The organism is Xanthomonas sp. NCPPB 2864, assembly GCF_056675615.1.
The window spans coordinates 29,781-55,521 of sequence record NZ_JBWWVS010000010.1 but is presented as its reverse complement, the minus strand read 5'-3'; the positions used below and the strand labels follow the sequence as shown (position 1 = coordinate 55,521).

At 66.2% G+C, this 25,741-nt stretch carries 21 protein-coding genes and 1 tRNA gene; 14 read left to right on the top strand and 8 right to left on the bottom strand.

Features of this window, described 5'->3' with window-relative positions; translation table 11 throughout:
* Nucleotides 1–151: 151 nt before the first annotated feature.
* On the bottom strand, nt 152–427 hold the full coding sequence (locus tag AC1KVE_RS17890) for a hypothetical protein (RefSeq protein ID WP_052726698.1): 276 nt from the start codon (nt 425–427) through the stop codon (nt 152–154).
* The gene (gene hisS / locus AC1KVE_RS17885) at nt 424–1,857 is read right to left on the bottom strand and encodes a histidine--tRNA ligase (protein WP_039527572.1); all 1,434 of its coding nucleotides are present in this window, start codon (nt 1,855–1,857) and stop codon (nt 424–426) included. Before hisS ends, AC1KVE_RS17890 begins: the two co-directional genes overlap by 4 nt.
* A 245-nt stretch (nt 1,858–2,102) precedes the next feature.
* Between hisS and AC1KVE_RS17880 the strand changes: the two genes are divergently transcribed.
* Nucleotides 2,103–2,726, top strand: a complete 624-nt coding sequence (locus tag AC1KVE_RS17880) for a Crp/Fnr family transcriptional regulator (RefSeq protein WP_054592468.1) — start codon at nt 2,103–2,105, stop codon at nt 2,724–2,726.
* A 248-nt stretch (nt 2,727–2,974) separates the two neighbouring features.
* Here the strand turns inward: AC1KVE_RS17880 and AC1KVE_RS17875 are convergent, their stop codons facing one another.
* Complete coding sequence (locus tag AC1KVE_RS17875) at nt 2,975–3,721, bottom strand: murein L,D-transpeptidase catalytic domain family protein (RefSeq protein WP_102257050.1); 747 nt, start codon at nt 3,719–3,721, stop codon at nt 2,975–2,977.
* 101 nt (nt 3,722–3,822) lie between these two features.
* Nucleotides 3,823–5,130 carry a threonine synthase gene (gene thrC / locus AC1KVE_RS17870; protein WP_154831918.1) on the bottom strand — a complete coding sequence of 436 codons (1,308 nt, stop codon included), beginning with the start codon at nt 5,128–5,130 and terminating at the stop codon, nt 3,823–3,825.
* A gap of 146 nt (nt 5,131–5,276) precedes the next feature.
* Here thrC and AC1KVE_RS17865 point away from each other — a divergent pair, with 146 nt between their 5' ends.
* Complete coding sequence (locus AC1KVE_RS17865; RefSeq protein WP_065032272.1) at nt 5,277–5,591, top strand: EthD family reductase; 315 nt, start codon at nt 5,277–5,279, stop codon at nt 5,589–5,591.
* A 74-nt stretch (nt 5,592–5,665) separates the two neighbouring features.
* On the opposite strand, the gene AC1KVE_RS17860 is transcribed toward AC1KVE_RS17865, so the two are convergent.
* The 3 genes from AC1KVE_RS17860 to AC1KVE_RS17850 all read right to left on the bottom strand — a co-directional run bounded on the left by AC1KVE_RS17860 (nt 5,666) and on the right by AC1KVE_RS17850 (nt 10,162).
* Entirely contained in the window at nt 5,666–6,616 is a 951-nt protein-coding gene (locus AC1KVE_RS17860; protein ID WP_184455776.1) for a homoserine kinase, read from the bottom strand.
* A gap of 29 nt (nt 6,617–6,645) precedes the next feature.
* On the bottom strand, nt 6,646–9,153 hold the full coding sequence (gene thrA / locus AC1KVE_RS17855; RefSeq protein ID WP_184455774.1) for a bifunctional aspartate kinase/homoserine dehydrogenase I: 2,508 nt from the start codon (nt 9,151–9,153) through the stop codon (nt 6,646–6,648).
* Nucleotides 9,154–9,673: 520 nt separating this feature from the next.
* On the bottom strand, nt 9,674–10,162 hold the full coding sequence (locus AC1KVE_RS17850) for a TspO/MBR family protein (RefSeq protein ID WP_184455772.1): 489 nt from the start codon (nt 10,160–10,162) through the stop codon (nt 9,674–9,676).
* 759 nt (nt 10,163–10,921) lie between these two features.
* On the opposite strand from AC1KVE_RS17850, the gene AC1KVE_RS17845 reads away from it, so the two are divergent.
* Genes AC1KVE_RS17845 through pgaD form a run of 4 tightly spaced genes read left to right on the top strand, consistent with a single transcriptional unit; the run spans nt 10,922 to nt 16,460 of the window.
* Nucleotides 10,922–12,880 carry a tetratricopeptide repeat protein gene (locus tag AC1KVE_RS17845; RefSeq protein WP_481092452.1) on the top strand — a complete coding sequence of 653 codons (1,959 nt, stop codon included), beginning with the start codon at nt 10,922–10,924 and terminating at the stop codon, nt 12,878–12,880.
* Nucleotides 12,862–14,760, top strand: coding sequence for a poly-beta-1,6-N-acetyl-D-glucosamine N-deacetylase PgaB (gene pgaB / locus AC1KVE_RS17840; protein WP_481092453.1), 1,899 nt, complete (start codon nt 12,862–12,864; stop codon nt 14,758–14,760). The genes AC1KVE_RS17845 and pgaB overlap by 19 nt, the downstream gene beginning before the upstream one ends.
* A gap of 3 nt (nt 14,761–14,763) precedes the next feature.
* Nucleotides 14,764–16,017 (top strand): poly-beta-1,6-N-acetyl-D-glucosamine synthase, encoded by a 1,254-nt coding sequence (gene pgaC, locus AC1KVE_RS17835; RefSeq protein ID WP_039527593.1) that lies wholly within the window; start codon nt 14,764–14,766, stop codon nt 16,015–16,017.
* Nucleotides 16,014–16,460 carry a poly-beta-1,6-N-acetyl-D-glucosamine biosynthesis protein PgaD gene (gene pgaD, locus AC1KVE_RS17830; protein WP_016904642.1) on the top strand — a complete coding sequence of 149 codons (447 nt, stop codon included), beginning with the start codon at nt 16,014–16,016 and terminating at the stop codon, nt 16,458–16,460. The genes pgaC and pgaD overlap by 4 nt, the downstream gene beginning before the upstream one ends.
* A gap of 755 nt (nt 16,461–17,215) precedes the next feature.
* Here the strand turns inward: pgaD and AC1KVE_RS17825 are convergent.
* Nucleotides 17,216–17,292: transfer RNA gene (locus AC1KVE_RS17825), tRNA-Arg, on the bottom strand.
* Between the two features lie 133 nt (nt 17,293–17,425).
* On the opposite strand from AC1KVE_RS17825, the gene amaB reads away from it, so the two are divergent.
* The 8 genes from amaB (at nt 17,426) to AC1KVE_RS17785 (ending at nt 25,674) form a co-directional block, all read left to right on the top strand.
* Complete coding sequence (gene amaB / locus AC1KVE_RS17820) at nt 17,426–18,958, top strand: L-piperidine-6-carboxylate dehydrogenase (RefSeq protein ID WP_024940134.1); 1,533 nt, start codon at nt 17,426–17,428, stop codon at nt 18,956–18,958.
* Between the two features lie 336 nt (nt 18,959–19,294).
* The gene (locus tag AC1KVE_RS17815; RefSeq protein WP_016903110.1) at nt 19,295–19,579 is read left to right on the top strand and encodes a DUF4190 domain-containing protein; all 285 of its coding nucleotides are present in this window, start codon (nt 19,295–19,297) and stop codon (nt 19,577–19,579) included.
* 2 nt (nt 19,580–19,581) lie between these two features.
* Nucleotides 19,582–20,349 carry a class I SAM-dependent methyltransferase gene (locus AC1KVE_RS17810; RefSeq protein ID WP_016903109.1) on the top strand — a complete coding sequence of 256 codons (768 nt, stop codon included), beginning with the start codon at nt 19,582–19,584 and terminating at the stop codon, nt 20,347–20,349.
* Between the two features lie 5 nt (nt 20,350–20,354).
* Nucleotides 20,355–21,410, top strand: coding sequence for a quinone-dependent dihydroorotate dehydrogenase (locus tag AC1KVE_RS17805; RefSeq protein WP_481092454.1), 1,056 nt, complete (start codon nt 20,355–20,357; stop codon nt 21,408–21,410).
* Nucleotides 21,407–22,459: a UDP-N-acetylmuramate dehydrogenase gene (gene murB / locus AC1KVE_RS17800; protein ID WP_226427755.1), complete on the top strand. Its 1,053-nt coding sequence runs from the start codon at nt 21,407–21,409 to the stop codon at nt 22,457–22,459. The genes AC1KVE_RS17805 and murB overlap by 4 nt, the downstream gene beginning before the upstream one ends.
* Nucleotides 22,453–23,364, top strand: coding sequence for a DMT family transporter (locus tag AC1KVE_RS17795; RefSeq protein ID WP_481092455.1), 912 nt, complete (start codon nt 22,453–22,455; stop codon nt 23,362–23,364). The genes murB and AC1KVE_RS17795 overlap by 7 nt, the downstream gene beginning before the upstream one ends.
* A 141-nt stretch (nt 23,365–23,505) precedes the next feature.
* Complete coding sequence (locus AC1KVE_RS17790) at nt 23,506–24,210, top strand: aspartate/glutamate racemase family protein (protein ID WP_481092456.1); 705 nt, start codon at nt 23,506–23,508, stop codon at nt 24,208–24,210.
* Nucleotides 24,211–24,375: 165 nt separating this feature from the next.
* Nucleotides 24,376–25,674: an MFS transporter gene (locus tag AC1KVE_RS17785; protein ID WP_481092457.1), complete on the top strand. Its 1,299-nt coding sequence runs from the start codon at nt 24,376–24,378 to the stop codon at nt 25,672–25,674.
* Nucleotides 25,675–25,741 lie beyond the last annotated feature (67 nt).

Here is a 25,741-nt window from a genome sequence, read left to right as displayed (position 1 = left end):
GAAACGAGACAGGGGCCCTGCGCTGATGCAGCGCAGAACCGGGCATTTTTCTAGTGGTGTCGGACGAAGCGCGCTCCAGACGTACCCGTGCCGGGCGAGACCAAGCTGTACAGAATCGGCTCTGAACTACGCGGCAGGGCCTACGACTTCTTTAATCAGCGCGCCACAAGATGTGATCGGCAACGGCACCGAGTTTCAGCGGTGCGAGCGGGGCGTTGTCGATCTTCCAGCGATGGCAAATGACCAGCAACTGCTCAACCGTATCAACATCTACCGGGGCAGTCAGGCGAAGGTGCAGGACACGCCCACTGCCCTCAACATCACGAAAAGCAGGCAAGTCATAAAGCCAATTGAAGAAACGCTCCTCGTCCTCCCTCGCAAAGAAGAGCGGTCCTTCAAGCTGAACTTCGACGATTTCTCGCGTCACTTAAGATGAACGCCCCCGGCCACCAGCATCGCCCTGGCCTGCTCCAGCTCCACCAGCAAGGTGCTGGCCAGCTCGTCGCGGGCCACATCGAACTGCTGCTCGCGCACCAGGTCCTTGACCGCCACCACCCCGCGCGCCAGCTCGTCGTCGCCGGCCAGCACCACGAAGCGGATGCCCGCGCGTGCGGCGTACTGGAACTGCTTGCCGATCTTCTTCGGCTCCATCTGCACTTCGGTATTGATGCCGCCGATGCGCAGCCGGCGCGCGATATCCAGCGCATCGTCCAGGCGCGACTCGTCCATCAGCGCCACCATCGCGTGCACGCTGCTCTCGGCGATGCCCTGGATCAGACCGGCCTCGCGCAGCTGCCAGAACAGCCGGGTCAGGCCGATCGAGATGCCCACGCCGGGCAACTTGGACTTGGTGTAGTGGCTGGCCAGGCTTTCGTAACGGCCGCCCGAGCAGATCGAGCCGATCTGCGGGTGGTCGGTCAGCGTGGTCTCGTAGACGGTGCCGGTGTAGTAGTCCAGCCCGCGCGCGATCGAGAAGTTCAGGCAGTACGCGCTCTCGGGCACGCCCAGCGCCTTGACCAGTTCCAGCACCTCGCGCAGCTCGGCAATGCCCTCGCCCAGCGTCGCGCTCGCAGCGACCGAGGCCTCCAGCGCCTGCAGCTGTGCCAGCGCATCGGCATGCCCGTTCGAGCGCACCGCCACGAAGGCCAGGATCTTGTCGACCTGCGCGGCGGCGATGCCGAAGCCTTCGCCCACCAGCGTGTCGCGCACGTAATCGGCGCCGCGCTTGTCGATCTTGTCGACCTCGCGCAACACCGCCAGCTGCAGCTCGCCCTCGGCCACGCCCAGGCTTTCGAAGAAGCCGCGCAACAGCTTGCGGTTGTTCAACTGCACCTTGAACGCGCCGATGCCCAGCTCGGCGAACACCGCGTGGATCACCGCCAGCACTTCGGCGTCGTAGCGGATGCTCAACGCATCCTTGCCGATCACGTCGATGTCGCACTGGTAGAACTCGCGGAACCGCCCGCGCTGGGCACGCTCGCCGCGATACACGCGCTGCATCTGGTAGCGGCGGAACGGGAAGCTCAAGTCGTGCTCGTGCTCGGCCACGTAGCGGGCCAGCGGCACGGTCAGGTCGAAACGCAGTGCCAGCTCCGGCAGGCCGCCCTCGCCGCCCTCGTCTGCCGCCGCGGCGGCATTGGCCAGCGCGCCGGTGGACTGCACGAAGTAGACCTGGCGCTCGGTCTCGCCGCCGGACTTGGTCAGCAACACATCGGACAGCTCGAACACCGGGGTTTCGACCGGCAGGAACCCGAACCGCTCGTAGTTGCGGCGGATGACGTCCAGCATGCGCTGGAACGCGATCTGCTCGCGCGGCAGCAATTCCATGATGCCGGGCGGCGTACGGGGCTTGATCACGAGCGAAACTCCTGCAGGGCAATGTGGCGAACGCGCAATTCTACCGGCTGCCGGCCGCGCTGACCGCATGGCGTATCATTCACACGCATTCCAGCAGTGCGTGACTCATGTACCGGCAGCTTCCAGACCCCAGCACGACCTGCCCGGCGCCCGGCGCGGCCACGCGCACCGATGCGCGCGGCTCCGACTGCGCACAGTGTGCGGTCCGCGGCCGGGCCATCTGCGCGGCGCTGTCGCCGCAGGAAATGGACGCACTCGACCAGGCCACCAGCGCCCAGTCGTACGCGCCCGGCAGCACCCTGGTGCGCGCCGGTGACACCCGCCACCACGTCTATACGCTGACCTCCGGTGCGCTGCGCATGGTGCGCACGCTGGCCGACGGCCGCCGCCAGGTCACCGGCTTCGTGCTGCCGGGCGATTACGTGGGGCTGACCGAAACCCCGCAGCACCGCCACGATATCGAAGCCATCATCGACAGCCGGGTCTGCCGCACGCCGCTGGCGCAGATGCGCCAGTTGCGCGAGCGCTACCCGCAGCTGGAACGCAAGCTGCTGCAGCGTGCCAGCATGGAGCTGGCCGCCGCGCAGGACACCGGCCTGCTGCTGGCGCGCCTGCAACCGGGCGAACGGCTGGCGCACTTCCTGCTGCGACTGGCCGCCCGCTCCACCCAGCCCGGCGCCAGCGGCGACACCGTCGCCCTGCCGATGAGCCGCAGCGATATCGCCGACCACCTCGGGCTGACCGTGGAAACGGTGAGCCGCACCTTCACCAAGCTGCGGCAACAGCAGCTGATCGCGCTGCCGCAGCTGCATCTGGTGCAGATCCTGGATTACGCGGCGCTGCGCAGCCTGGCGGGCGATACCGTCTGAAACGCGGCGGCCAGCAGGACCGATGTAACCAGCGAGCGCGCGCGCCCATAGGCGCAAGTGGTGCGGATGTTGGCATCAGCAATTTCCGATGTTTGCGCGCCCGTCCGCACCAGGCCATCGACCAAGCTTTGCTTTGCGCTTCGCGCAGATAGCACGCATCGCCGCGTGACTGACCCGCAGATTCGAACGCGATGCCGGCACTCCAGGCCGCTCGCGCGATCGTCACAGCCCGCGCCGCCTACAACGACTCAGCGACCGCCCAGATTCGCGCTCGCCACCGACGCGCCGCAGCCGCCGCCCAGCAACCGCGATTGCCGCAGCCAGGCCCGGTCCGGATAGTAGGCGAATACGAAGGCGCCTTCACGCAAGGTATCGATCAACTGTCTGGCCACCGCCGGACGCACTGCCGGGCAGCCCAGGCTGCGGCCAAGCCGGCCCTGCGTGCGGATCACCGCCTCGCTGACATAAGGCGCGCCGTGGATCACGATCGCGCGGTCGCGCGCATGGTCGTTGAAGCCGGGCTCCAGACCCTTCAGCCGTAACGAATAGCCGTTGTGGCCGGTGTATGACTCCTGCGCGGTGAACGCGCCCAGGCTGGACTGGAAACTGCCGTCGTCGTTGGAAAACTTGGCCGCCAGGTTGTTGCCGGTATTGCGCCCGTGCGCCACCCATTCCTGGAACAGCAGCCGCTGCCGCTCCAGATCGAACACCCACATCCGGCGTTCGGTCGACGGCCGGCTGTAGTCGATGACGCTGAGCACGCGTTCGGCGCCCACCTGCTGGCGCTGCCGCGCGCACTGCAGCGCCTCGGCCGCCAGGGCCAGCACCTGGCGATCCAACGACGGCGCCTGCCGCGCCAGTGCATCGACCAGACCCATACGCGGTACGCCCAGCCCCGGCAACGGCGCGGCGGAGATGGCATCGGCCGCACTGGCCGTTCCAGCCGCTGCCCACCCGCACAACGCGGCGGCAACGGCGATCACTCGATAAGACATGCAACGACCCACATCGGACGCGGCGCCATGGCGGAACCGCACCCCCTACAAATAGCCGCATGTGCGGCACTTTCCAACCCCGGCAGGCTGAACGCGTTCGGTCAGGCCGCATCCGCAAGCAGGCGCTGCCGGAACGCCGCGTAGTCCGGCGCCAGCGTTTCGGCATGCGCAGGACGCTGCAGCAGCGCGGCCAGTGCCGGCGGCACCTCCACCTCACGCCCGATCAGCGGCTCGACCACGCCCTCGAACTTGGCCGGATGTGCGGTGGCCGCCACCGCCCAGTCGCCGGTGCCGCCCTCGGCCCCTTCTGCGCGCAGCTGCTCGAGCACATGCACGGCGGTGGCGGTATGCGGGCAATGCACTTCGCCATAGCGCGCAAAGCGCTGCTGCACGGTGTGGCGGATCGCCGCATCGTCCACCGAGAGCGCACGGAAGGCCTCGCGCAGCGCCGCATCGTCGCCCTGGTAGAGCCAGCGCAGCCGTTCGAAGTTGCTCGGCGCACCCACGTCCATCGCATTGGCCAGCGTGGCGATGCTGGGCTGCGGCGCGTAATCGTCGCCGGCAAAATAATCCGGCAACACATGATTGGCATTGGACGCCAACGCGATACGGCCCAGCGGCACACCGAGCGCGCGCGCCAGGATCGCCGCCAGCCCGTTGCCCAGATTGCCGGTGGGCACCACCAGATTCAGCGCCGCCCCCGCCCCGGCATGGTGCTGCAGGGCGGCGTGCGCGTAATAGCTCATCTGCGGCAGCAAGCGGCCCAGGCTGATGCTGTTGGCCGAACTCAGCGGCAGCTGCGCCTGTAGGTCGGCATCGTTCAAGGCCTGCTTGACCATCGCCTGGCAATCGTCGAACGAGCCGGCCACGCGCAGGGCGTGGATGTTGTCGCCGAAGCAGCCCAGCTGATGCGCCTGGCGCGGCGACACGCGCCCGTCCGGATACAGCACCACCACGCGCAGCCCCGGCTGGCGGTGGAATGCCGCGGCCACGGCAGCGCCGGTGTCGCCGGAGGTGGCAACCAGGATGGTGAGCGGGCGGTCTTCGGCACGGCGCAGGCGGGTCAGGCAGGCGGCAAGAAAGCGTGCGCCGAAATCCTTGAACGCGGCGGTCGGGCCATGGAACAGCTCCAGCGCGTAATCGCCGGGCGTGCCCAGGGCCACCAGCGGCGCCGGGAAGTCGAACGCTTCGGCACAGATGGCCGGCAGCTCGGCCGCCAGCGCATCGCCGTCGAAGAACGGCTGCAGCAACGTGGCGGCGGTGTCGGCCAAGGTGGTGCCGGCCGTCAGCGTGCGTGCCGGTGGCAGGGTCTGCGGCACGTACAGGCCGCCATCGGGCGCCAGGCCGGCGGCAATCGCCTGGCTCAGGCTTGCGGCGGGCGCGCGGCCACGGGTGGAGAGAAAGTTCATGGTGACGACTCCAGACAAGACGAAGACGGGGCGTTGCCCGTGAATGAGAAGGCCGGACACTGCGGCATGGCCGCGCCGCGTTGCGGCGGCGCCCGGCAAGGGCGGCGCAGCGCTATGCTGCGCGCACCTTCCAGTGGAGCCGGCAGATGATCAAGGTCAGCGTGATGTACCCCTACCGCGAAGGCGCCCGCTTCGACCATGCCTACTACCGCGACTCGCACATGCCGCTGGTGAGCGCGCGGATGGGCGCGGCCTGCCTGCGCTACACGGTGGACAAGGGCATCAGCGGCGGCGAGCCGGGCAGCCCCCCGGCCTTCATCGGCATGTGCCATATCTTCTGCGAGTCGGTGGAGGCCTTCGGCGCTAGCTTCGGGCCGCACGCCGAGGAGATTCTCGCCGATATCGCCAACTACACCGATCTTGCGCCGGTCATGCAGATCAGTGAGGTCGTGGTCGGTTGAAGCGTGCCTTGCGCGCTGCACGGCATGCCTGCCGTGCGCGGGCGATCGATCGACGAAGACATCCGCGAGATGGCTCATGCGAGCAACCGCGCGGCCGGGCTGGCGATCGGGGACACCCAGTGCTGGCTGTCCAGGCCAACACCTGCGAAGGCGGCCTTGACCGATGCGGCGGCCGCGTCGGCGGCCGCGCGCGATGCGAACCAGGCGAACACACTGGGGCCGGCGCCGGAGATGCTGGCGCCCAAGGCATCGTGACCCAGCGCGGCCTGCTTGGCAGCGGCAAAGCCGGCGATCAACGGCGCGCGGCGTGGTTCGACCAGCACATCGCGCAGGCCCGCCCGCACCAGCCCCGCATCGCCGGCATGGCAGCCGGCCAGTACCAAGGCCAGGTTGGTGCTCTGCGCGACGAACTCGCGCAGCTGATAGTCGCCGGCCAGGGCTTCGCGCGCGCGGCGGGTTTCCAGCACCGCATCCGGATGCACAAGCAGGCTGTGCCACGCCGCCGGCACGCTGATCGGCACCAGACGCTCCAGCGTGCACAGCACCAGGCCGCCCAAAAACAACGGGCCAAGATTGTCGCCGTGGCGGCTACCGCTGGCCACCGCCTCGCCATCGAGTGCGTGCTGATACAGCTGCTCGTTACTCAGCGGCGCATCCAGCAGCGCGTTGGCGGCAACCAACGCCGCCACGCATGACGCTGCCGAGCCGCCCATGCCCGAACTCAAGGCGATGCCTTTGTCGATTTCGATTTCAAAGCCGAACGGCAGCGCCAACGCCGCGCGCAACGACATCAAGGCCGCACCCGCCGTGTTGCGTTCGGCATCCAGCGGCAAGGCCACGGTGGTGCCGCGGATGGCGGCGATGCGCACCACAGGCGCATCGATGCGCCGCACCGTGACGGTGTCGCCGACGCCGTCGATGGGATAGCCGAGCAGATCGAATCCCACCGCCACATTCGCCACCGAGGCCGGTGCAAAGGCGCGTGCCTGGCCAAGCTCGCGCGCAGCGATCGCCACCTGTTGCATCTCCGCGGACTGGTCTGCAACCGCCTGATTCACAAGCGTGCCCCCTCGCCCGCCGCCACCCGCAGCAGATCGGCAAACACGCCGGCCGCGGTGACCTCCGGGCCAGCGCCTGGGCCTTGCACCACCAACGGGTTTTCGCAGTAGCGGCGCGTGGTGAACTGCACCACGTTGTCGGTCAGGCGCAAGTTGGCGAACGCGTGATCGGCCGGCAGTTCGACCAGGCCGACGCTCGGTGCGCGATCCGGCGGCAGCTGCGCGACATAGCGCAGCACATTGCCGCGTGCACGTGCGTCGGCCAGGCGCTGCGCGAACGTCGCATCCACCTCATGCAGGCGCGCCATGAAATCGTCCACGCTGGCCTGACGCAGTGCTTCAGGCACCAGGCTCTCGACCTGCACATCTTCCAGGCTGATCTCGCGCCCGGCTTCGCGCGCCAGGATCACCAGCTTGCGCGCCACATCCACGCCGGACAGATCGTCGCGTGGATCCGGTTCGGTATAGCCCATGCCGCGCGCCTGCGTCACCAGCTCGGCGAACGGCACGCTGCCGTCGTACTTGTTGAACAGCCAGGCCAACGTGCCGGAAAAGATGCCCTCGATCGAGGTCACCGCATCGCCGGTATCGACCAGATCGCGCAGCGTGGTGATCACCGGCAAGCCGGCGCCCACGGTGGCTTCGTAACGGAAGCGCGCGCCGCTGGCATCGGCCGCCGCACGGATCGCCTGATACCGCTGCAACGGACCGGAGCCAGCCTGTTTGTTCGGCGTCACCACATGGATGCCGGCAGCCAACCAGTCCGCGTAGCGATCGGCCACTTCCGCGCTGCCGCTGCAATCGATGATCACCGTATGCGGCAGATGCGCGGACAACAGGTGCGTGGTGAAACGCTCCAGATCGGTCGCGGTGGCTGCAGAGGCGAAGGCATCGCGCCAGTTGCCGACCAGGCCGCGCTCGTCCAGCAGCATGCGGCCGCGCGAGACCACTGCGCGAAGGCGCAGATCCAGGTTGGCCTTGCCCAGCAACTGCGGCTGCGCAATGCGCAACTGGTCCAGCAACGCCGCACCCACGTTACCCGGGCCGATAACGCCCACCGAGAACGTCTGCGGCGACAGCCAGAAGCCGGCATGCGCAGCGCGCAAGGCCTTGGTCGCATGCGCTGCGTCGATGGCCACCGAGATGTTGCGCTCCGACGAACCCTGTGCGATCGCCAGGATATTGACCTGCGCACGCCCCAGTGACTCGAACAGCCGCGCCGCCACACCCGGCTGCCCGGCCATGCCATCGCCCACTGCGGCGAGCACACTGATGCCGGTGGTCAGCTGCACACGCTGCACCTGACCGACCGTGAGTTCATGCGCAAACGCCTGCAGCAAGGCATTGCGTGCGCGCTCGGATTCATGCTGCTTGACCACGCAACAGATCGAATGCTCGGACGAGCCCTGCGAGATCATCACCACCGACACCTGCGCCGTGCGCAGCGCCGCGAACACCCGCTCGGCGGTGCCGGGCACGCCGATCAATCCGGTGCCCTCCAGATTCAGCACGGCCAGGTCGGGGCTGAGCGTCAGCCCCTTGATCGGCCCGCTCACCGCGCTGCTGGCAGTGATGCGCGTGCCCGGATGTTCCGGCTGGAAGGTGTTGCGGATGATGATCGGCAAACCGCGTTCGATCGCCGGCGACATGGTCTGCGGATGCACCACCTTGGCCCCGAAGTACGCCAGTTCGCAGGCCTCGTCGTAGCTCAGCGTTTCCAGCTGCACTGCTTCGGGCACCACGCGCGGGTCGGCCGACAGCACGCCGTCCACATCGGTCCAGATATGCAGCTCATCGGCATCGAACAAGGCCGCGAAGATCGCGCCGGAATAATCGCTGCCATTGCGCCCCAACGTGGTGATGCGGTCGGCGCGGTCGCGCGCCACGAACCCGGTGACCACCACGCGCGTCTGCGGATGCGCCTGGCGCCAGGTCGCAAGGCGCTGCGCGCTGGTGTCCCAGTCCACATCGACACCGAGTTCGCCGCGATTGACCACCAGCACCTCACGCGCATCCAGCACCGCACAATCCTCGCCAAGCGCGCGGAAATGGTCGCCCAGCAACTGCGCCGAATACACCTCGCCCAGGCCTTGCACGCGGTCGAGCACCTCGCGCGGCAACTCGCCGATCACCGCCAATGCACCGAGGATTTGCGACAGGTGCTCGAAGCGCTCGTCCAGCCACTCCACCGTCGGCCCGGAATGCTCGCCCAGCAGGGCCACCGCCGCACCGCGATGGCGCGCCCGCGTCTCATGCCAGCGCTCGCGCCATTCGGGGCGGTTCTGCGCGGCCAGTTCGGCCAGCGCGATCAAGGCATCGGTCACCCCCTTCATCGCCGACGCCACGGTAACCTGCACCGACTCGTCGCGTGCCAGCAACAACTGCGCCACATGCCGGTAGCGCTCGGCATCTGCCACCGACGTGCCGCCGAATTTGTGCACGATGGTGCGTGCGGAAGATGCGGCAACAGCGGCGGGTTCGAGCAAAACAACAGGCGATGACATCGACAGACCTCGTTAGGGAGGCCCCGTCCGCATCAGATGAGGGAGGAAAGCCCCCGCATCCTGATCCGGGTGCGGGGCCGTTGTTTTCGGAAGTTACGCGAAGACGACGGGCCGCACCGGGCGAATGGTGACGGTGGTAATGGTGGTGGTAATGCCGGCCACGCCCGCACCCGGCCGCAGCTGCGGCTGACAGGTAAGCGAAGCGTTGGCGCAGGCGTTATGCATGTACGCAAAAGACATCACCGGGCCGAGGCCTGTCAAGCGCTGTGTATCAAACCAACCTTGCGCAACGCGGCGCCTATACAGAAAGCCTTGCGGGACAAAGATTTAAGCAAGGCAGTCCCAAACGATTGATTGCTATGGAAACTTTTTATGCGCCGGACCAAGCGCTGCTTGCGCAGCATCCCATAGTGAGACCTGGTGCTAGACGACGTCGGATCCGGCTGATGCGAGTAGCCGCCGCGCACCCTTCTCGCGCCAAACGCAGAGGTGCATCAGCCACTTTTGATCCATACAACCCTTAGCCAAGCACCTGCGGATTGAGCTGCCACACCGCATAGTTCAACGCCGCCGCAAAACTCACCCACAGAAGATACGGAACTAGCAACCACGCAGCCACCCGCTGCCACTTGGCGAACGCTACGATCGTCAGCACCAACGCCATCCACAGCGCCGCGATATCGACAAACGCCCAAGCACCCATGTGCCAGGCAAAGAACAACCAGCTCCACAACCCGTTCAACCCCAACTGCAGCACGAACAGACCCAGCGCCCCACGCGCACTGCTCCACCCACCGCGCCGCCAGACCAGCCACGCCGATATCGCCATCATCCCGTACAGCACAGTCCACACCGGCCCGAATAACCATCCCGGCGGTGCCCAGTCCGGCCGCTGCAAGCCGGCGTAGAAACTCGCCGCTTGGATCGATGCCGCCGCTCCCAGGGCCGCCACCAGATAGCACAGCACCAACCAGCCCAGCAGCCCCAACCATCGCGATTTACTCATCATGTCGCCATCCAATCTGGTTACAACCCACTTTTAAAAAAGTCGTTCACCGCAACGCAAAATTTCATACCTCTGCAGCGGCAGATTCCGACGCGGTAAATTCGGATACATAATTGACACATCAACGCCCAATTTAAAACCCCTGCCCTTTAGTAAGCCACCTAAAATCCCGGCTTTTACATGAAAATTAATTCAGACAGCCCGCCAAACCCTTAACCAAGGGGTCAACTAAATAACCATTCCGACGCAGATTAGAAAAAAAACCATTCTCACAAAAATCCAATTGCACGCTTAGGTGAAAATTTATATTTACTTAATCGCGATGATGGGGTAGTCGTGCTGGGCTGCTTAACGCCGAACTTTATCGCACCGAACCCTGCAGCCTGTTCAATGAGCCTCTCCACACACATGTGCGGTTACGCCAGTGATCAACATAGCCCACTTGTGGTCATTGATTCGACACTTAAATGTGACTTAAGTCACATTTAAAGCGGACTGATCCGATGAAGATCGCGTTAAATTCGTGATGACGTAGGCTTTACATAGGCATACGCAGTATCGCCAGTCGTCATACGCCTGGACCGCTAATGCACTGCCTTTTCCCCCAGCTTTTGCAACCACGTGCGTCGCGGTTGTCCTGACCGCACGGGCGCACTCACTCCTCTGCTCAGCCTCGCTTTGATCGCCGCATGTGTGCCCCAGGCGCACAGTGGTGAAGTGCGGCCTAACGGGGTGACTGATGCCTCCACCGCCCTTACTCCCATGCAGCAGGCTGAGCAGTTGCGCGCCCAGCAACGCCATGCGGATGCCTTGGCCATCTATGAGCGTGTACTGCGTGCGAACCCACGGGACCGTGGCGCCTATGCCATGCGTGCGATCACGCTGAGCGACCTCGGCAGCGCACAGCTCGCAGCAGAGGCCGTGTGGCGGCATCCGGACTGGTTCTCGCAGCAGGAGCGCGAGCGCATCGAAAACGATCGTGTCGCCCGCATGATCGGGTGGGCCAGCGCCGAACCCATCGACACCGCACACCGCTATGCCGAGACCGACCAGGCCCTGGTCAATGTCGCCCGCATCGAACGCGAATCACCGCCGACGCTGACGTGGGAAGCCACGCGGCTGCGCGTCGACAGCCTGGTCGCGCTCAACCAGCGGCAGCGCCATCGCGACGTCGTGGCCAACTACCAGGCGTTGAAGGCGGAAGGTATCGAGGTTCCCGCCTATGTACTGCCGACGGTCGGCGATTCGCTGATGGGCCTGCGTCGCCCGGCCGAGGCCGAAGCCGTGCTCCGGCAGGCCCTGCAGCACAATCCCGACGACTTCAATACGCAGCTGCTGCTGGGCTATGCCTTGCTCGAGCAGGAACGCTTCGACCTGGCGATGCCGCTGTTTGAAAGACTCGCGGCCACGCAGGCGCCGTGGCCGCGCCGCAACGGCGCCAGCAGCGGCTACGAAAATTGGGATCGCTTCAGCGCAGACATTGCCCTGGCCACCGCACGCTCGGCGGCCAACCACAATCGCGACGCAGACGCCCTGTTGCGCGAACGTGTGGCCATCGGCCCCGACAATGCGGAGCTGCAGGCGGCACTGGCCTCGATCGAATTCCGTCGCGGGCACCCGAGCGCAGCGCTGCAACGCAACGCGATGGCATTGACGCTGGATCCGCACCAGAAACAGGCGCGCAGTGGCGTGGTCGAAGCGCAGCGCGATCTGGATCGCCTGGATCTGGCCGCAGCGACCTTTGCGCCGCTGCGCAAGGAATATCCGGATGACGCCGGCCTGCAGCGGCTTGGCGCCTCGCTGGAACGCCAACGCGGCTGGCAGGTACATCTCAGCCATGCGCGCGGCCGCAGCGACAACGACACCCTGACCAACAGCACCTCGCCGCTCGGCAACGACTTCGGCAGCACGCTGCTGGAAGCCGAATCGCCGCTGCTCGGCGAGCGCTGGCGCGTGGGATTGCGTGCACGCGACGATTGGGCCGATTTCCAGGAAACACGCGTGCGTTATCGCAGCTTCTGGCTGGGCACGCACTACCGCTACGACCGCCTGGATGTCAGCGCCTACGGCGGACGGGCGCTCGACGAATTCGATCGCGATGGCACCGCCTGGGCGCTGGATGCCGGCTGGCGGTTTTCCGATGCCTGGTACGGCAGCCTGGCCTGGCGCACACATGATCCGGACGCCTCATTGCAGGCACGCCGTTTCGGCATCACTGGCGACAGCATCGGCGCCGCCCTGCGCTGGACACCCAACGACGAAAGCCGTTGGGAACTGCAGGCACGCCAGCTGCGCTACAGCGACGGCAATCGGCGCGATCAGCTGGATCTGTCCGGCAGCCAGCGCCTGTGGGCCAGCCCGCACGTGCTGCTCGATGGCCTGTTCGCCGCTTCGGCCGGACGCGCCGAAGACGACCGCGCCGTCAGTTACTTCAATCCGCGCCGCAACTCTGCGGTGGCCGCTGGCGTGCGCATCGATCAGATCGGCTGGCGTCGCTACGACTACGCCTTCCGGCAGCGGCTGGAGGTCACCGTCGGGCCGACCTATCAGTCCGGCTTCGGCAGCCAGTGGGTGCCCAGCGCGGCGTATCGACACCTGTGGTCGCTGGGCGACGGCAGTGCGCTGAGCTACGGCGTGAGCTGGTCGCGCCCGGTCTACGACGGTCAGCGCGAACAACAACTTGGATTCGACCTGGATTTCCGATGGGGAGGTACGCCTTGATCCGCCTGCCGCTGTTGCTGGTCGCCTTGCTGCTGATGACATTCGCGTCGTCGGCGCAGGCGGGCCTGCTGGTGCTCAGCTACCACGATATTCGCGACGACGTCGCCGCCAAGGGCGATCCCGATCGTTATGCGGTGTCCACGAGCAACTTCGCCGCGCATCTGGACTGGCTGCGCTCGCACGCCTATCACCCGGTGAGTGTGCAGCAGGTCCTGGATGCACGTGCCGGCAGGCGCGCCCTGCCCTCCAGGCCGGTGCTACTGACCTTCGACGATGGCTTGCGCAGCGTCTACACGCGTGTGTTCCCCTTATTGCAGGCCTATGGCTATCCCGCGCTGGTCGCACCGGTCACCAGCTGGGTCGAATTGCCGGCCGACCAGGTGGTGCCCTACGGCCATCGCGATTTCACCCACGATGATTTCGTCACCTGGGCACAACTGCGCGAAATGCAGGACAGCGGCCTGATCGAAATCGGTTCGCACAGCGACGATCTGCACAAAGGTATCCCCGGCAATCCATTCGGCAATCAGACCCCGGCAGCGGTCACCCGTCGTTGGGAAGCGGGCAAGGGCTATGAGAGCGAAGCGGATTATCGCCAGCGCATCCAGACCGATCTGCGCCATAGCCGCGACGCCATCGTGGCGCACCTGGGCAAACCGCCGCGCGCTATGGTGTGGCCGTATGCCGCCTACAACCGCGCCAGCAACGCCATTGCCGCGCAACTGGGCATGACGCTCAGCTTCGACCTGGAAGGCCGTTCGCACGAAGCCGATATCGGCCAGCAGGGCCGCGACCGCGTGGACGGGCAATCGCTGGCCAGCCTCGGCCGCCTGTTGCTGTTCAACAACCCCGATGTGCGCGACCTGGCCGGCGAACTGCGACGCGACCTGTCGCGCGATGGCCTGCGTGCGATCCAGATCGATCTGGATTACGTCTACGACCCGGACCCGGCGCAGATGGCACGCAACCTCGACATCCTGGTCCAGCGCGTCAAGGACATCGGCCCCAGCCATGTGTTCCTGCAGGCCTTCGCCGACCCGGATGGCGATGGCGCAGCCGATGCGCTGTACTTCCCCAACCGGCATCTGCCGATGCGCGCGGATCTGTTCGGGCGTGTGGCCTGGCAGCTGCGCACCCGTGCCGGCGTGCGCGTGTTTGCCTGGTTGCCGGTGCTGGGCTTCCGTCTCCCCGACGCGCACCAGCAGGCGGCGCTGCAGATTCGCGGCAACGACCCGAAGGATGTGCCGCGCCTGGATCCGGGCAATCCGCGCACGCATCAGCTGGTCGCCGACATCTACGAAGACCTGGCCGCCAACACCTACTTCGAAGGCCTGCTGTTCCACGACGATGCCTATCTGCGCGACGACGAAGTGCCTGCCTACGGCAATGGCGATCCTGCCACGCGCACGCAGCAGCTGATCGGCTTCACCCAGGAGCTGAAAGCAGCCGCCGAACGCTGGCGCCCCAAGCTGGTGACCGTGCGCAACTTGTTCGCGCAGCCAGTGCTGCAGCCGCATAGCGAGGCCTGGTTCGCGCAGCGCCTGGACGCATTTGCTTCGGCCTACGACTATACCGCGCTGATGGCGATGCCGTACATGGAGCAGGCCGACGACCCGCAACAGTGGCTGCAGCAGCTGGCGCAGCGGGTCGGCCAGCAGCCGCATGGTTTCGAGAACACCATTTTCGAACTGCAGACCGTGGATTGGCGCACCGGCAAGCCCTTGCCGGAGGGCCTGCTGCTCGAACACAGCAAGTTGCTCCTGGCTGCGGGCGTGCGCCACCTGGCGTACTACCCCGACGACTTCATCGGCGGCCACCCGTCTCTTCCCGAAGCGCGCGAGGCCATGTCGGCTCGGCAATTCCCATATATCGAGCGGTAGCCGATGACGACCAGCCTCCTGTTGGGCGCCCTGTTCAACTTCGCGTTTTTCTATCCCATCATCATGGCGTTCTTCTGGATGATCGGAGGCACGTACTACTACCTGCGACGCGAACGCGGCACACCGGGTCCCTCGTCGCCGCCACCGTTGGCCAGCGAGCCGTTCGTGTCGTTGCTGGTGCCCTGCTACAACGAGGCCAAGCATGTCGGCGAAACCATCGCCGCGATGAGTGCGCAGAACTACCCGGACTTCGAGATCATCGCCATCAACGATGGCAGCAGCGACGACACCGCCCAAGCGCTCGACGATCTCACCCACCAGCATCCGCGCCTGCGCGTGGTGCACCTGGAGCAGAACCACGGCAAGGCCAACGCGCTGCGCGTCGGCACGCTGGCGTCGCGCTCGGACTATCTGGTGTGCGTGGATGCCGACGCCATCCTGGACCCGAACGCCACCCGCTGGATGGTCGGCCACCTGATCTCCGGCCCGCGCGTCGGCGGCGTCACCGGCAACCCGCGGGTGCGTAACCGCACCACGCTGATGGGCCGCATGCAGGTGGGCGAATTTTCCGCCATCGTCGGTTTGATCAAGCGTGCGCAGCGTGTTTACGGGCGGCTGTTCACCGTGTCGGGCGTGATCTGCGCGTTCCGGCGGTCGGCGCTGCATCACGTCGGCTTCTGGTCCGACAACATGGTCACCGAAGACATCGACATCTCCTGGCGCCTGCAGCTCGACGACTGGGATATCCGCTACGAACCCAACGCGCTGTGCTGGATCCTGATGCCGGAGACCTTCCGCGGCCTGTGGATGCAGCGCCTGCGCTGGGCGCGCGGTGGTGTGGAAGTGTTGCTGAGCCATGGCCGCCGCGTGCTGTCCTGGCGCAGCCGACGCATGTGGGGCGTGCTGCTGGAATACGCACTCAGCCTGGCCTGGGCCTACACGATGCTCTTCATCATCGTGCTGTGGCTGCTCGGCAAGGTCATCCCGCTGCCGCCTGCGCTGTACGTCGACACCATCCTGCCGCGTTGGCATGGCCTGGTGCTGGCGGTGGTGTGCCTGATGCAGTTCGCCACCAGCCTGGTGATCGAACGCCGCTACGAAAAAGGCCTGGCGCGCCAGTTCTTCTGGGTGATCTGGTATCCGGTCGCCTTCTGGATGATCGGCATGCTCACTGCCGTCATCGCCTTCCCCCGTGCCCTGCTCGCGCGCCGCAGCAAACGCGCCCGCTGGAAAAGCCCCGACCGAGGAATCCAATGACTCCGCCCATCATCAACCTGCCGCAACGCCTCGGCCGCTCGCGCCGCCTCGCCTACGGCGCCGCCACCGCCGGCGCCTGGATGGTCTACTTCTATCTGTGGGCACCGCTGGCAACGCTGATCGCCTGGTTCTTCGGCCTGCGCAGCGCCTATATGGAGCTGTACCTCAAGCACAACGCGCTGGATCCGTTCGCACTGGGCGCCCTGCCGGTGATCGCTTTGATGAGCGCCATCACCACCGTCGGCTGGGCCGAGTACAACCGCATCCGCTTCGCCAAGGCCGATCAACGCAAACGCCGCCGCACCGTGCTCGAACCGGAAGTCGATCAACGCCTGGGCGTCCCCGAACAGCTCGGCAGCCTGCTGCGCCATAGCCGCATCTCCTCGGTGGCGATGGACAAGTTTGCACGGCCGGTGGGGGTGCGGGTTGTGCGGCATGGCTGAGAAAGGTGGCGTTTGCGCAACGACAAATGAACTAGGGCCTGTTTTGCGCGGGCAGGTCTTGGCCTCTAAGCGCTAGTCAGGAAGGTATCGCAACGCCCTCACCGGTGACGCCCCGGATCTTGGCAATAACACGCTCAGCGTGTTCTCTCGCCTCACGTTCATTGCGAAATTTGAAGCCACGCAGCCAAAGCATATGACGTGCCCGGCCTTCGAGCGCCTGCTCAAAATGCCGGCCACGGGCTTCCCCTTTTCATCCGTCTCCACATGGGCGGAAACTGTCCACCCATCAATTTCGCGCATGGGCATATCCATCTTTCCTCAGACGCAGCGGAGCCTGCTTGCCCGCACCGCAGCAAGTCAAGTAACCAGCGGTGCGCTAACTCGCTCGTTAGCCTCTGCGAGGCGCAAGTGCCTACCTCCGCTGGCACCAGAGCGGCGTACCTCACCGCATCTGCCTCGGCCGCCTCGGCGCTCATAAAGCTGAGGAAATACCAGCAGCAAAAGAAGCTGAGCTGACGCATGGCGTACGCATCCTTGCGCGCCTGCCACTGGTGAGCGTCTACCTTGAGTGGTACGTGGATTGGTACGCGGCCAATCCCCCCGCTACAGCAGGCAAGGCGCGAGGGGAATTGAAGCGCTTCATCGCCAACTTCGGCCACGCGAGCACGCTTGTGGCAACTGTGGCAGTCGGCTGTGGATATGTCTCTAAATCTGGCAAGACCCGAAAAGAAAATCGGCGCTCATTCGTTGATTCATGGTGACCCCGGCCCGATTCGAACGGGCGACCTTCCCCTTAGGAGGGGGACGCTCTATCCAGCTGAGCTACGGGGCCAAGGTGGGCATTGTCGCACGATCGTTGCGATTGCCAAGCCGGCGGGTGGTCGGCGGAGCCTGCTAAAATCGGCGGCTACCCGTGTCGCGGGGGCCCTGGCCGCCGCGCGACCGTCCCGACCTTTGGAGATCCCATGTCCGCTGACCTGCTCAAGGCGCTCGACCTCGCCGCGTCCAATTCCGGTACCTATCTTGGCGAGGCGACCTGGTCGCAGGCCACCGGCGCCGGGGTGCTGCAGCCGCTCAATCCGACCACCAACGCGGTGATCGCCGAGGTGCAGGCCACCACGCCGGAAGACTACGAGCTGATCGTCCAGCGTGCACAGGCCGCCTTCAAGGTGTGGCGGACCACGCCTGCGCCGCGCCGTGGCGAAGCCGTTCGCCTGTGTGGCGAGGCGCTGCGTGCGCACAAGGATGCGCTGGGCTCGCTGGTGGCGCTGGAAATGGGCAAGAGCAAGCCCGAGGGCGACGGCGAAGTACAGGAGATGATCGACATCGCCGACTTCGCAGTCGGCCAGAGCCGCATGCTGTACGGCTACACCATGCACTCGGAGCGGCCGGGCCACCGCATGTACGAGCAGTACCAGCCGCTGGGCCTGGTCGGCATCATCAGCGCGTTCAACTTCCCGGTGGCGGTGTGGGCGTGGAATGCGTTCCTGGCGGCCATCTGCGGCGATATCTGCATCTGGAAGCCGTCCAACAAGACCCCGCTGACCGCGATCGCGACGATGAAGATCTGCAATGCGGCATTGAAGGACGCCGGCTTCCCGGACATCTTCTTCCTGATCAACGATGCCGGCACGGCGCTGTCGCAGAAGCTGGTCGAAGACGGCCGCGTGCCGCTGATCAGCTTCACCGGTTCGACCCAGATCGGCCGCGTGGTGGCGGAAAAGGTCGCCCACCGCCTGGGCCGTTGCCTGCTGGAGCTGGGCGGCAACAACGCCATCATCCTGGACGAGACCGCCGACCTGAAGCTGGCCATCCCGGGCATCGTGTTCGGCGCGGTGGGCACCGCCGGACAGCGCTGCACCACCACGCGCCGCCTGATCGTGCACGCATCCATCTACGACAACGTGCTGGCCACGCTGGTCAAGGCGTACAAGCAGCTCGACAGCAAGATCGGCGACCCGACCGACCCGGCAAACCTGATGGGCCCGCTCAACAGCCAGGGCGCGGTGGAGCAGTTCCTGGCCTCGATCGCCAAGGCCAAGGCCGCTGGCGGCACGGTCGAAGTGGGCGGCACCGCGATCGACCGCCCCGGCAACTTCGTGCTGCCGGCCATCGTCACCGGGCTGCAGAACAGCGACGCGGTGGTGCAGCACGAGACTTTCGCGCCGATCCTGTACGTGATGAAGTACAGCACGCTGGACGAGGCGATCGAGCTGCAGAACGGCGTGCCGCAGGGCCTGTCGTCGTCGATCTTCACCCAGAACCTGAAGGCGGCCGAGAAGTTCCTGTCGGCGGCCGGCAGCGACTGCGGCATCGCCAACGTCAACATCGGTACCTCGGGTGCGGAGATCGGCGGCGCGTTCGGTGGCGAAAAGGAGACCGGCGGTGGCCGCGAATCCGGCTCGGATGCGTGGAAGGTCTATATGCGTCGCCAGACCAATACGATCAACTACTCCGACTCGCTGCCACTGGCGCAGGGCATCAAGTTCGATCTTTGATCGAGGTGCAGCGCGCCGGGCATCGAGCCGGCGCGCTGTCGCACGCGTACCGGAGCATGGCCGCCACGTTGCGCCTGCGCACGGCTCGGCCAATCAGCGGCGGCCGGGTGCCTGGATCATTTGCAGTGAGTCACGCAGTTGCGCACGATCTTGGTGCTCAACGCTTCATCGGCCGCTAGTCCCGATGTCGGGCACGGCCAGAGATGCAGCCTCGCCCATTCCGGTCAAAACCGGCCACGCACAGCGTCTGGCCGCAGACGGCACGCCATTCGGGCGGCGGCTCTGGGATAATCGGCCCACGCCAGCCGTCGGCTGCCGCCACTTCAGGAGTTCATGATGAACGTCGTCGTTCGACAGACCAGTGCCATGGCCATCGTCAGCCTGGTCTCGGGCATTCTCGGCTGGACGCTGATCCCGTTCCTCGGCAGCCTCTGCGCCATCATCACCGGCCACCTGGCGCGCGGCGAAATCCGCCGCAATCCGCAGGGGCTGGACGGCGACGGGCTGGCCATCGGCGGGCTGATTCTTGGCTGGCTGGCGGTTGCGCTCTGGGTGGCAGGGGTGGCGATCTTCATCCTGTTCTTCGGCGGCCTGGCCTGGCTTGCGGCCGCCAACAGTTGAGCATGGCCGCGCCCTCCTCCGCCCAACGTTTCAACGACCGCGTCGCGGCCTATGTGCGCTACCGGCCGAGCTATCCGCCGCAGCTGCTGCGCTGGCTGCACGAAGAGCTGGGCCTGACGCCGGCCACCGCGGTGGCCGATATCGGTGCCGGCACCGGCATCTCCAGCCGGCTGTTTCTGGAGGCCGGTTATCCGGTCACGGCGGTGGAACCCAACCCGGCCATGCGCGCAGCCGCGCAGCAGTGGCTGGCGGAGTTCCCCAAGTTCCGCGCGGTCGACGGCACCGCCGAGGCCACCGGGCTGGCCGATGCCAGCGTCGGCTTGGTGTCCGCGGCGCAGGCCTTTCACTGGTTCGACGTGCAGGCGGTGCGTGCCGAGTGGGCGCGCATCCTGCAGCCCGGCGGGCTGGCGGTGATCTACTGGAACAGCCGCGAGCTGGACACCACCGACTTCCTGCGCGGCTACGAGCAATTGCTGCTGGACTACGGCACCGACTATTCGGCCGTGGCCGAACGCTATCAGGACGATGCCACCATGCAGGCGTGGTTCGGCGAAGGCTTCCGCGCGATGGCACGCTTTCCGAATGTGCAACGGCTGGACTTCGATGCCTTACGCGGCCGGCTGTTGTCTTCGTCGTATGCCCCGCTCGCGCATGACCCACGCCATGCCCCGATGCTCGCCGCGCTACGCACGCTGTTCGACGCGCATGCACGCGACGGGCTGATCGACTTCCAATACCAGACCCGGGTGTTCGCCGGGGGATTGAACTGACCCGCATGTATTCGCTTGCCCGCCCCTTTCTGTTTTCCCTCGATGCCGAGCGCGCCCACGCGCTGGCATTGCGCTCCATCGATGTCGCCTACCGCACCGGCACCACGCCGCTGCTGGCCAAGCGCCCGGTGCCGCTGCCGACGCCGGCCTTCGGTCTGATATTTCCCAACCCGGTCGGGCTCGGTGCCGGCCTGGACAAGAACGGCGAGCACATCGATGCACTGCTTGCGCTGGGTTTCGGCTTCGTCGAGATCGGCACGGTGACGCCGCGGCCGCAGGAAGGCAATCCCAAGCCGCGCATGTTCCGCTTGCCGGAATACCAGGCGGTGATCAACCGCATGGGCTTCAACAACCTGGGCGTGGACGTGCTGGTGGCCAACGTGCAACGCGCGCGGCGTCGCGGCGGCCTGCTCGGCATCAACATCGGCAAGAACAAGGACACGCCCAACGAGGAAGCCACCAGCGACTACCGCTATTGCATGGAGCGCGTCTACCCGCTGGCCGACTACATCACCGTTAACATTTCTTCGCCCAACACTGCCGGCTTGCGCGAGCTGCAGGAAGAACAGGCGCTGCGCCGGCTGATCGCCGATCTGCGCGACACCCAGGAAGCCCTGGCCGCGCAACATGGCAAGCGCGTGCCGATGCTGGTGAAGGTGGCGCCAGATCTCAACGACCGCGACATCGATGCGGCCGCGCGCGTGCTGGCCGATCTGGCGGTGGATGGTGTGATCGCCACCAACACCACGGTGACGCGCACCCTGATCGCCAACCATCCGCTGGCTGCCGAGGCCGGCGGCCTGTCGGGCGCGCCGCTGCTGGGGCAATCCACGCTGGTGCTGCGCCGCCTGCGCGCGCGTTTGCCGGAGTCGATTCCGTTGATCGGCGTGGGCGGCATCAACTCCGGTGCGGATGCGGTGGCCAAGATGGCGGCCGGCGCGACGCTGGTGCAGTGCTACAGCGGCCTGGTCTATCGCGGGCCGCCGCTGATCGGCGAATGCGTGGACGCGATCCGTCGCCGCCGCGAAGCGCCCAGCGGTGGTGCGGTGTCGCCGCTATGAGCGCTGCAGCGCAGGCCGGCTGGCGCTTGAGCGAACACGCGCCCCTGCGCGCGCTCAATACCTTTCATGTCGATGCCACGGCGCGCTGGTTGCTGAGCATCCACGCACCCGATGCCTTGCCGCAGGCGCTGGCAGCGCCGGAGATCGCCGGGCAAGCGCTGCTGGTGCTGGGCAGCGGCAGCAACGTGCTGCTGGCCGGCGACCCGCCGGGCTGCGTGCTGTGTTTCGAAAACCGCGACGTCGCCATCATCGCGCACCATGCCGACCACGCCATCGTGCGCGCCGGTGCCGGCGTCAACTGGCACGCGCTGGTGCTGTATTCACTGCAGCAAGGCTTGTCGGGGCTGGAGAATCTGGCCTTGATTCCCGGCACCGTCGGCGCCTGCCCGATCCAGAACATCGGCGCATACGGCGCACAGGTGGGCGACTTCATCCATGTGGTGGACGCCTTCGATCTGCATGCCCAGCAGTTCGTGCGGCTGACCGCGGCCGAGTGCGCCTTTGCCTATCGCGACAGCGTGTTCAAGCAGCAGCCGGAGCGTTATCTGATCGTCGCGGTGGAATTCAATCTGCCGCTGCTGCACGAGTTGCGGCTGGACTACGCCGGTATCCGCGAGGAGCTGGCCAGCATGGGCGCCGACCTGGCCGGTGCCGCCGATGTGGCGCAGGCGGTGATCAACATCCGTCGGCGCAAACTGCCCGACCCGGATGTGCTCGGCAATGCCGGCAGCTTCTTCAAGAATCCCTTGCTGCCCAGCGAGCAGATCGCCGCGCTGCAGGCCACCTTTGCCGATATGCCGGTGTATCCCGGCGAACAGCCCGGCCAGGGCAAGTTGTCGGCGGCCTGGTTGATCGAGCAGTGCGGCTGGAAGGGCCGGCGCGAAGGCGATGCCGGGGTGTCGCCGGATCACGCCCTGGTGCTGGTCAATTACGGCACCGCCAGCGGTGCGCAGCTGCTGGACTTTGCGCGGCGCATCGCCGAATCGGTGCGCGAGCGTTACTCGGTGATCCTGGAGCCGGAGCCGCGCATCATCGGAGCGCATTGGTGACAGCGCAGCAGGCATCACGACGTGCTGCGCTGTGGATGCTCACCAGTACCTTCGCCTTCGGCCTGATGGCCATCTGCATCCGGCTGGCCTCGGGCACGATCGCCACCACCGAGATCGCGTTCTTTCGCAATGCGTTCGGGCTGTTAGCCCTGTTGCCGCTGATCCTGCGCGCCGGCAAGGCGCTGCCGCGCACGCGGCAATTGCCGCAGTACCTGGCACGCACCCTGATCGGCCTGGCGTCGATGCTGTGCGGGTTCTGGGCGATCGGCCACCTGCCGTTGTCGCAGGCGATCTCGCTGTCGTATTCCACCCCGTTGTTCGTCACCGTGCTGGCCGTGGTGTGGCTGCACGAACAGGTGCGCCTGCGCCGCTGGCTGGCGGTGGCGGCCGGATTCATCGGCGTGTTGGTGATCCTGCGGCCAGGCTCGTCCACCTTTACGCCCGGCCTGCTGATTGCACTGCTGGCAGCGGTGATCAGCGCCGTGGTGGCGATCCAGATCAAGCAGCTCTCGCGCAGCGACGACTCGGACACCGTGGTGTTCTACACCTATGTGTTCTGGGTGCCGATGTCGCTGATTCCGGCGTTGTTTCAGTGGAGCTGGCCGCAGGGCATCGACTGGCTCTGGCTGGCGGCGACGGGCATCTTCGGTACCGCCGGGCAGCTGTTCTGGACGCGCGCACTCAAGCTGGGCGAAGTCTCCGCACTGCAGCCGATCAGCTTCATGCAGCTGCCGCTGGTGGCGCTGCTGGGCTGGTGGCTGTTCGGCGAGGCGATCGAACGCCGTACCCTGATCGGTGCGGCCATCATCATCTGCGCCAATGTCTACATCGCCCATCGTGAAAGCGTGCTGGCGCGTCGCGCCGCCACGCACGCACCGCTGGAAGGCGCAAAACCGGGCGAGTGATCGACCGTCTGCGAGCGGCCTGACCGGCCCGCGCGGTGGCGTGGCGACGATGCCGACGTACACTGCGCTGGTACGCGCTCCCCGGCCATCGAAGGGGCGATGCGCACCCACTTTCGTTGACGGTTCCAAGGTGAGGTCGGCATGCCGGTTCCAAGCAAGACCATCGGCCTGATCGGCGGCATGAGCTGGGAATCTACCCTGCCCTATTACCGCATCATCAACCAGCGGGTGCGCCTGGCCTGCGGCGGCCTGCATTCGGCAAGGCTGTTGCTGTACAGCGTCAATTTCCATGAGATCGAGCGCCTGCAACACGCCGGCGACTGGGACGGCGCAGGCCAGGCAATGGCGGCAGCGGCGCGCGCGCTGCATGCCGGCGGTGCCGACTTCCTGGTGCTGTGCACCAACACCATGCATTGCGTTGCCGATGCGATCACCTCCGCAACGCCGCTGCCCTTGCTGCATATCGCCGATGCCACCGCCGATGCGTTGATTGCCGCGGGGGTCACCCGGGTCGGGCTGCTCGGCACGCGTTTCACCATGGAACAGCCGTTCTATCGCGAGCGCCTGGCTGCGCGTGGCCTGCAGGTGCTGGTACCGCCGGCCGACGCACGCGCGCAACTGCATCGGGTGATCTACGACGAACTCTGCCAGGGCATCATCCGGCCGGAGTCACGCGGCTATTTCCGCCAGGTCATGGGCGACCTCGGCCAGGAGGGTGCGCAAGCGATCATCCTGGGCTGTACCGAGATTTCGCTGCTGGTGGACAGCAGCGATGCCCATCTGCCGTTGTTCGACACCACCGCACTGCATGCCGAAGCGGCGGCGCACGCAAGTGTGCGCGACTGATAGGCACCGAAGGCGCAGCCAGCGCGCCTTTCCCGAAGTGCATGCGCCCGCCCGTGGCGGACAAGCGTGCAAGCTGCGCATTGCCGCGGCAATAGCACGGATGACTCATACCTCACTGCCCCAGCACGCGCATGCGCGCGAGCACCTGCCACAGGATGTCATGCCTTGAAGACCCATCCCGCAACAGGCACCGCACCCGCAAACCAGCTCACACGCGGCGATTACAAGACGCTGGCCCTGTCCGCCCTGGGCGGCGCGCTGGAATTCTACGACTTCATCATCTTCATCTTCTTCGCGACGGTGCTGGGGGAGCTGTTCTTTCCGCCGGGCATACCGGACTGGATGCGGCAGTTGCAGACTTTCGGCATCTTTGCTGCCGGCTACCTGATCCGTCCGCTGGGCGGGATCGTGATGGCGCACTTCGGCGACCTGCTCGGTCGCAAGCGCATGTTCGCGCTCAGCATCGGATTGATGGCCTTGCCGACGCTGGCCATCGGCATGCTGCCGACCTACGCGCAGATCGGCCTGGCCGCCCCGCTGCTGCTGCTGACGATGCGGTTGCTGCAGGGCGCAGCCATCGGCGGCGAAGTCCCCAGTGCATGGGTCTTCGTCGCAGAGCACGTGCCTGCGCAACGCAGGGGACTGGCCTGCGGAACACTGACCGCCGGCCTGGCCGCCGGGGTGTTGCTCGGTTCGCTCAGCGCCGGGGCGATCAATCGCGCCTTCACGCCGCAGGAAATCGCCGACTATGCCTGGCGCCTGCCGTTCTTGGCCGGCGGCCTCTTCGGCCTGCTTTCCGTATATCTGCGGCGTTGGCTGCACGAAACACCGGTGTTCGCCGAGCTGATGGCGATGCGTGCCGTCGCGCGCGAAACGCCGCTCAAGCTGGTGCTGCGCGATCATCCACGCAGTGTGGCGCAGTCGTTGTGGCTGACCTGGATGGTGGCAGCCGGGGTGCTGGTGGTGTCGTTGATGACGCCGACGCTGCTGCAGAGCGCGTACCACTACCCGGCAGCGGTCGCCTTGCAGGTCAACCTGCTCGCGGTCCTGCTGCAGGCGATCGGCTCGATCGTGGCCGGCGCCTTGTCCGATCGCTACGGCAACGGACGCGTGCTGCTTGCCGGCAGCGTGTTCCTGGGCGCCAGCGCCTGGCTGTTCTATCGCCTGGCCGGTGATCCGCAGTTGCTGTTCCCGCTGTACGCCCTGCTGGGCGCGGCGCTCGGCGTCCTGGGAGCGGTTCCGCGCGTCATGGTCGAAGCGTTTCCGCCGGTGGTGCGTCTGTCCGGCGTGTCGTTCGCCTATAACCTGGGCTATGCGGTATTCGGTGGCCTGACCCCGCTGGTGGTGGTGATGTTGCTCAAGCAGCACCCGATGGGCCCGGCGTATTACATGATTCTGCTGGCCGCAATCGGCAGCGTGATCGGGCTGCAGTTGTGGCGCCGGGAGCGCGTACGTCGTTACTGAGTCGAACACCGTGCCGGTCTGCGCCAGTCCCGGTCACACACCTGCGCCGACCACGTTCGACGTCGCG

Bases quoted from the DNA above. Each gene is read 5' to 3' on its own strand.
- thrA (WP_184455774.1), bottom strand. From the start codon at position 9,153: ATGTCATCGCCTGTTGTTTTGCTCGAACCCGCCGCTGTTGCCGCATCT.
- AC1KVE_RS17880 (WP_054592468.1), top strand. From the start codon at position 2,103: ATGGACGCACTCGACCAGGCCACCAGCGCCCAGTCGTACGCGCCCGGC.
- AC1KVE_RS17790 (WP_481092456.1), top strand. From the start codon at position 23,506: ATGCCGGTTCCAAGCAAGACCATCGGCCTGATCGGCGGCATGAGCTGG.
- AC1KVE_RS17850 (WP_184455772.1), bottom strand. From the start codon at position 10,162: ATGATGAGTAAATCGCGATGGTTGGGGCTGCTGGGCTGGTTGGTGCTG.
- AC1KVE_RS17865 (WP_065032272.1), top strand. From the start codon at position 5,277: ATGATCAAGGTCAGCGTGATGTACCCCTACCGCGAAGGCGCCCGCTTC.
- AC1KVE_RS17860 (WP_184455776.1), bottom strand. From the start codon at position 6,616: ATGCAACAGGTGGCGATCGCTGCGCGCGAGCTTGGCCAGGCACGCGCC.
- murB (WP_226427755.1), top strand. From the start codon at position 21,407: ATGAGCGCTGCAGCGCAGGCCGGCTGGCGCTTGAGCGAACACGCGCCC.
- AC1KVE_RS17845 (WP_481092452.1), top strand. From the start codon at position 10,922: ATGCAGCAGGCTGAGCAGTTGCGCGCCCAGCAACGCCATGCGGATGCC.
- pgaD (WP_016904642.1), top strand. From the start codon at position 16,014: ATGACTCCGCCCATCATCAACCTGCCGCAACGCCTCGGCCGCTCGCGC.
- AC1KVE_RS17810 (WP_016903109.1), top strand. From the start codon at position 19,582: ATGGCCGCGCCCTCCTCCGCCCAACGTTTCAACGACCGCGTCGCGGCC.
- thrC (WP_154831918.1), bottom strand. From the start codon at position 5,130: ATGAACTTTCTCTCCACCCGTGGCCGCGCGCCCGCCGCAAGCCTGAGC.
- pgaB (WP_481092453.1), top strand. From the start codon at position 12,862: ATGGGGAGGTACGCCTTGATCCGCCTGCCGCTGTTGCTGGTCGCCTTG.
- pgaC (WP_039527593.1), top strand. From the start codon at position 14,764: ATGACGACCAGCCTCCTGTTGGGCGCCCTGTTCAACTTCGCGTTTTTC.
- amaB (WP_024940134.1), top strand. From the start codon at position 17,426: ATGTCCGCTGACCTGCTCAAGGCGCTCGACCTCGCCGCGTCCAATTCC.
- AC1KVE_RS17815 (WP_016903110.1), top strand. From the start codon at position 19,295: ATGAACGTCGTCGTTCGACAGACCAGTGCCATGGCCATCGTCAGCCTG.
- AC1KVE_RS17875 (WP_102257050.1), bottom strand. From the start codon at position 3,721: ATGTCTTATCGAGTGATCGCCGTTGCCGCCGCGTTGTGCGGGTGGGCA.
- AC1KVE_RS17805 (WP_481092454.1), top strand. From the start codon at position 20,355: ATGTATTCGCTTGCCCGCCCCTTTCTGTTTTCCCTCGATGCCGAGCGC.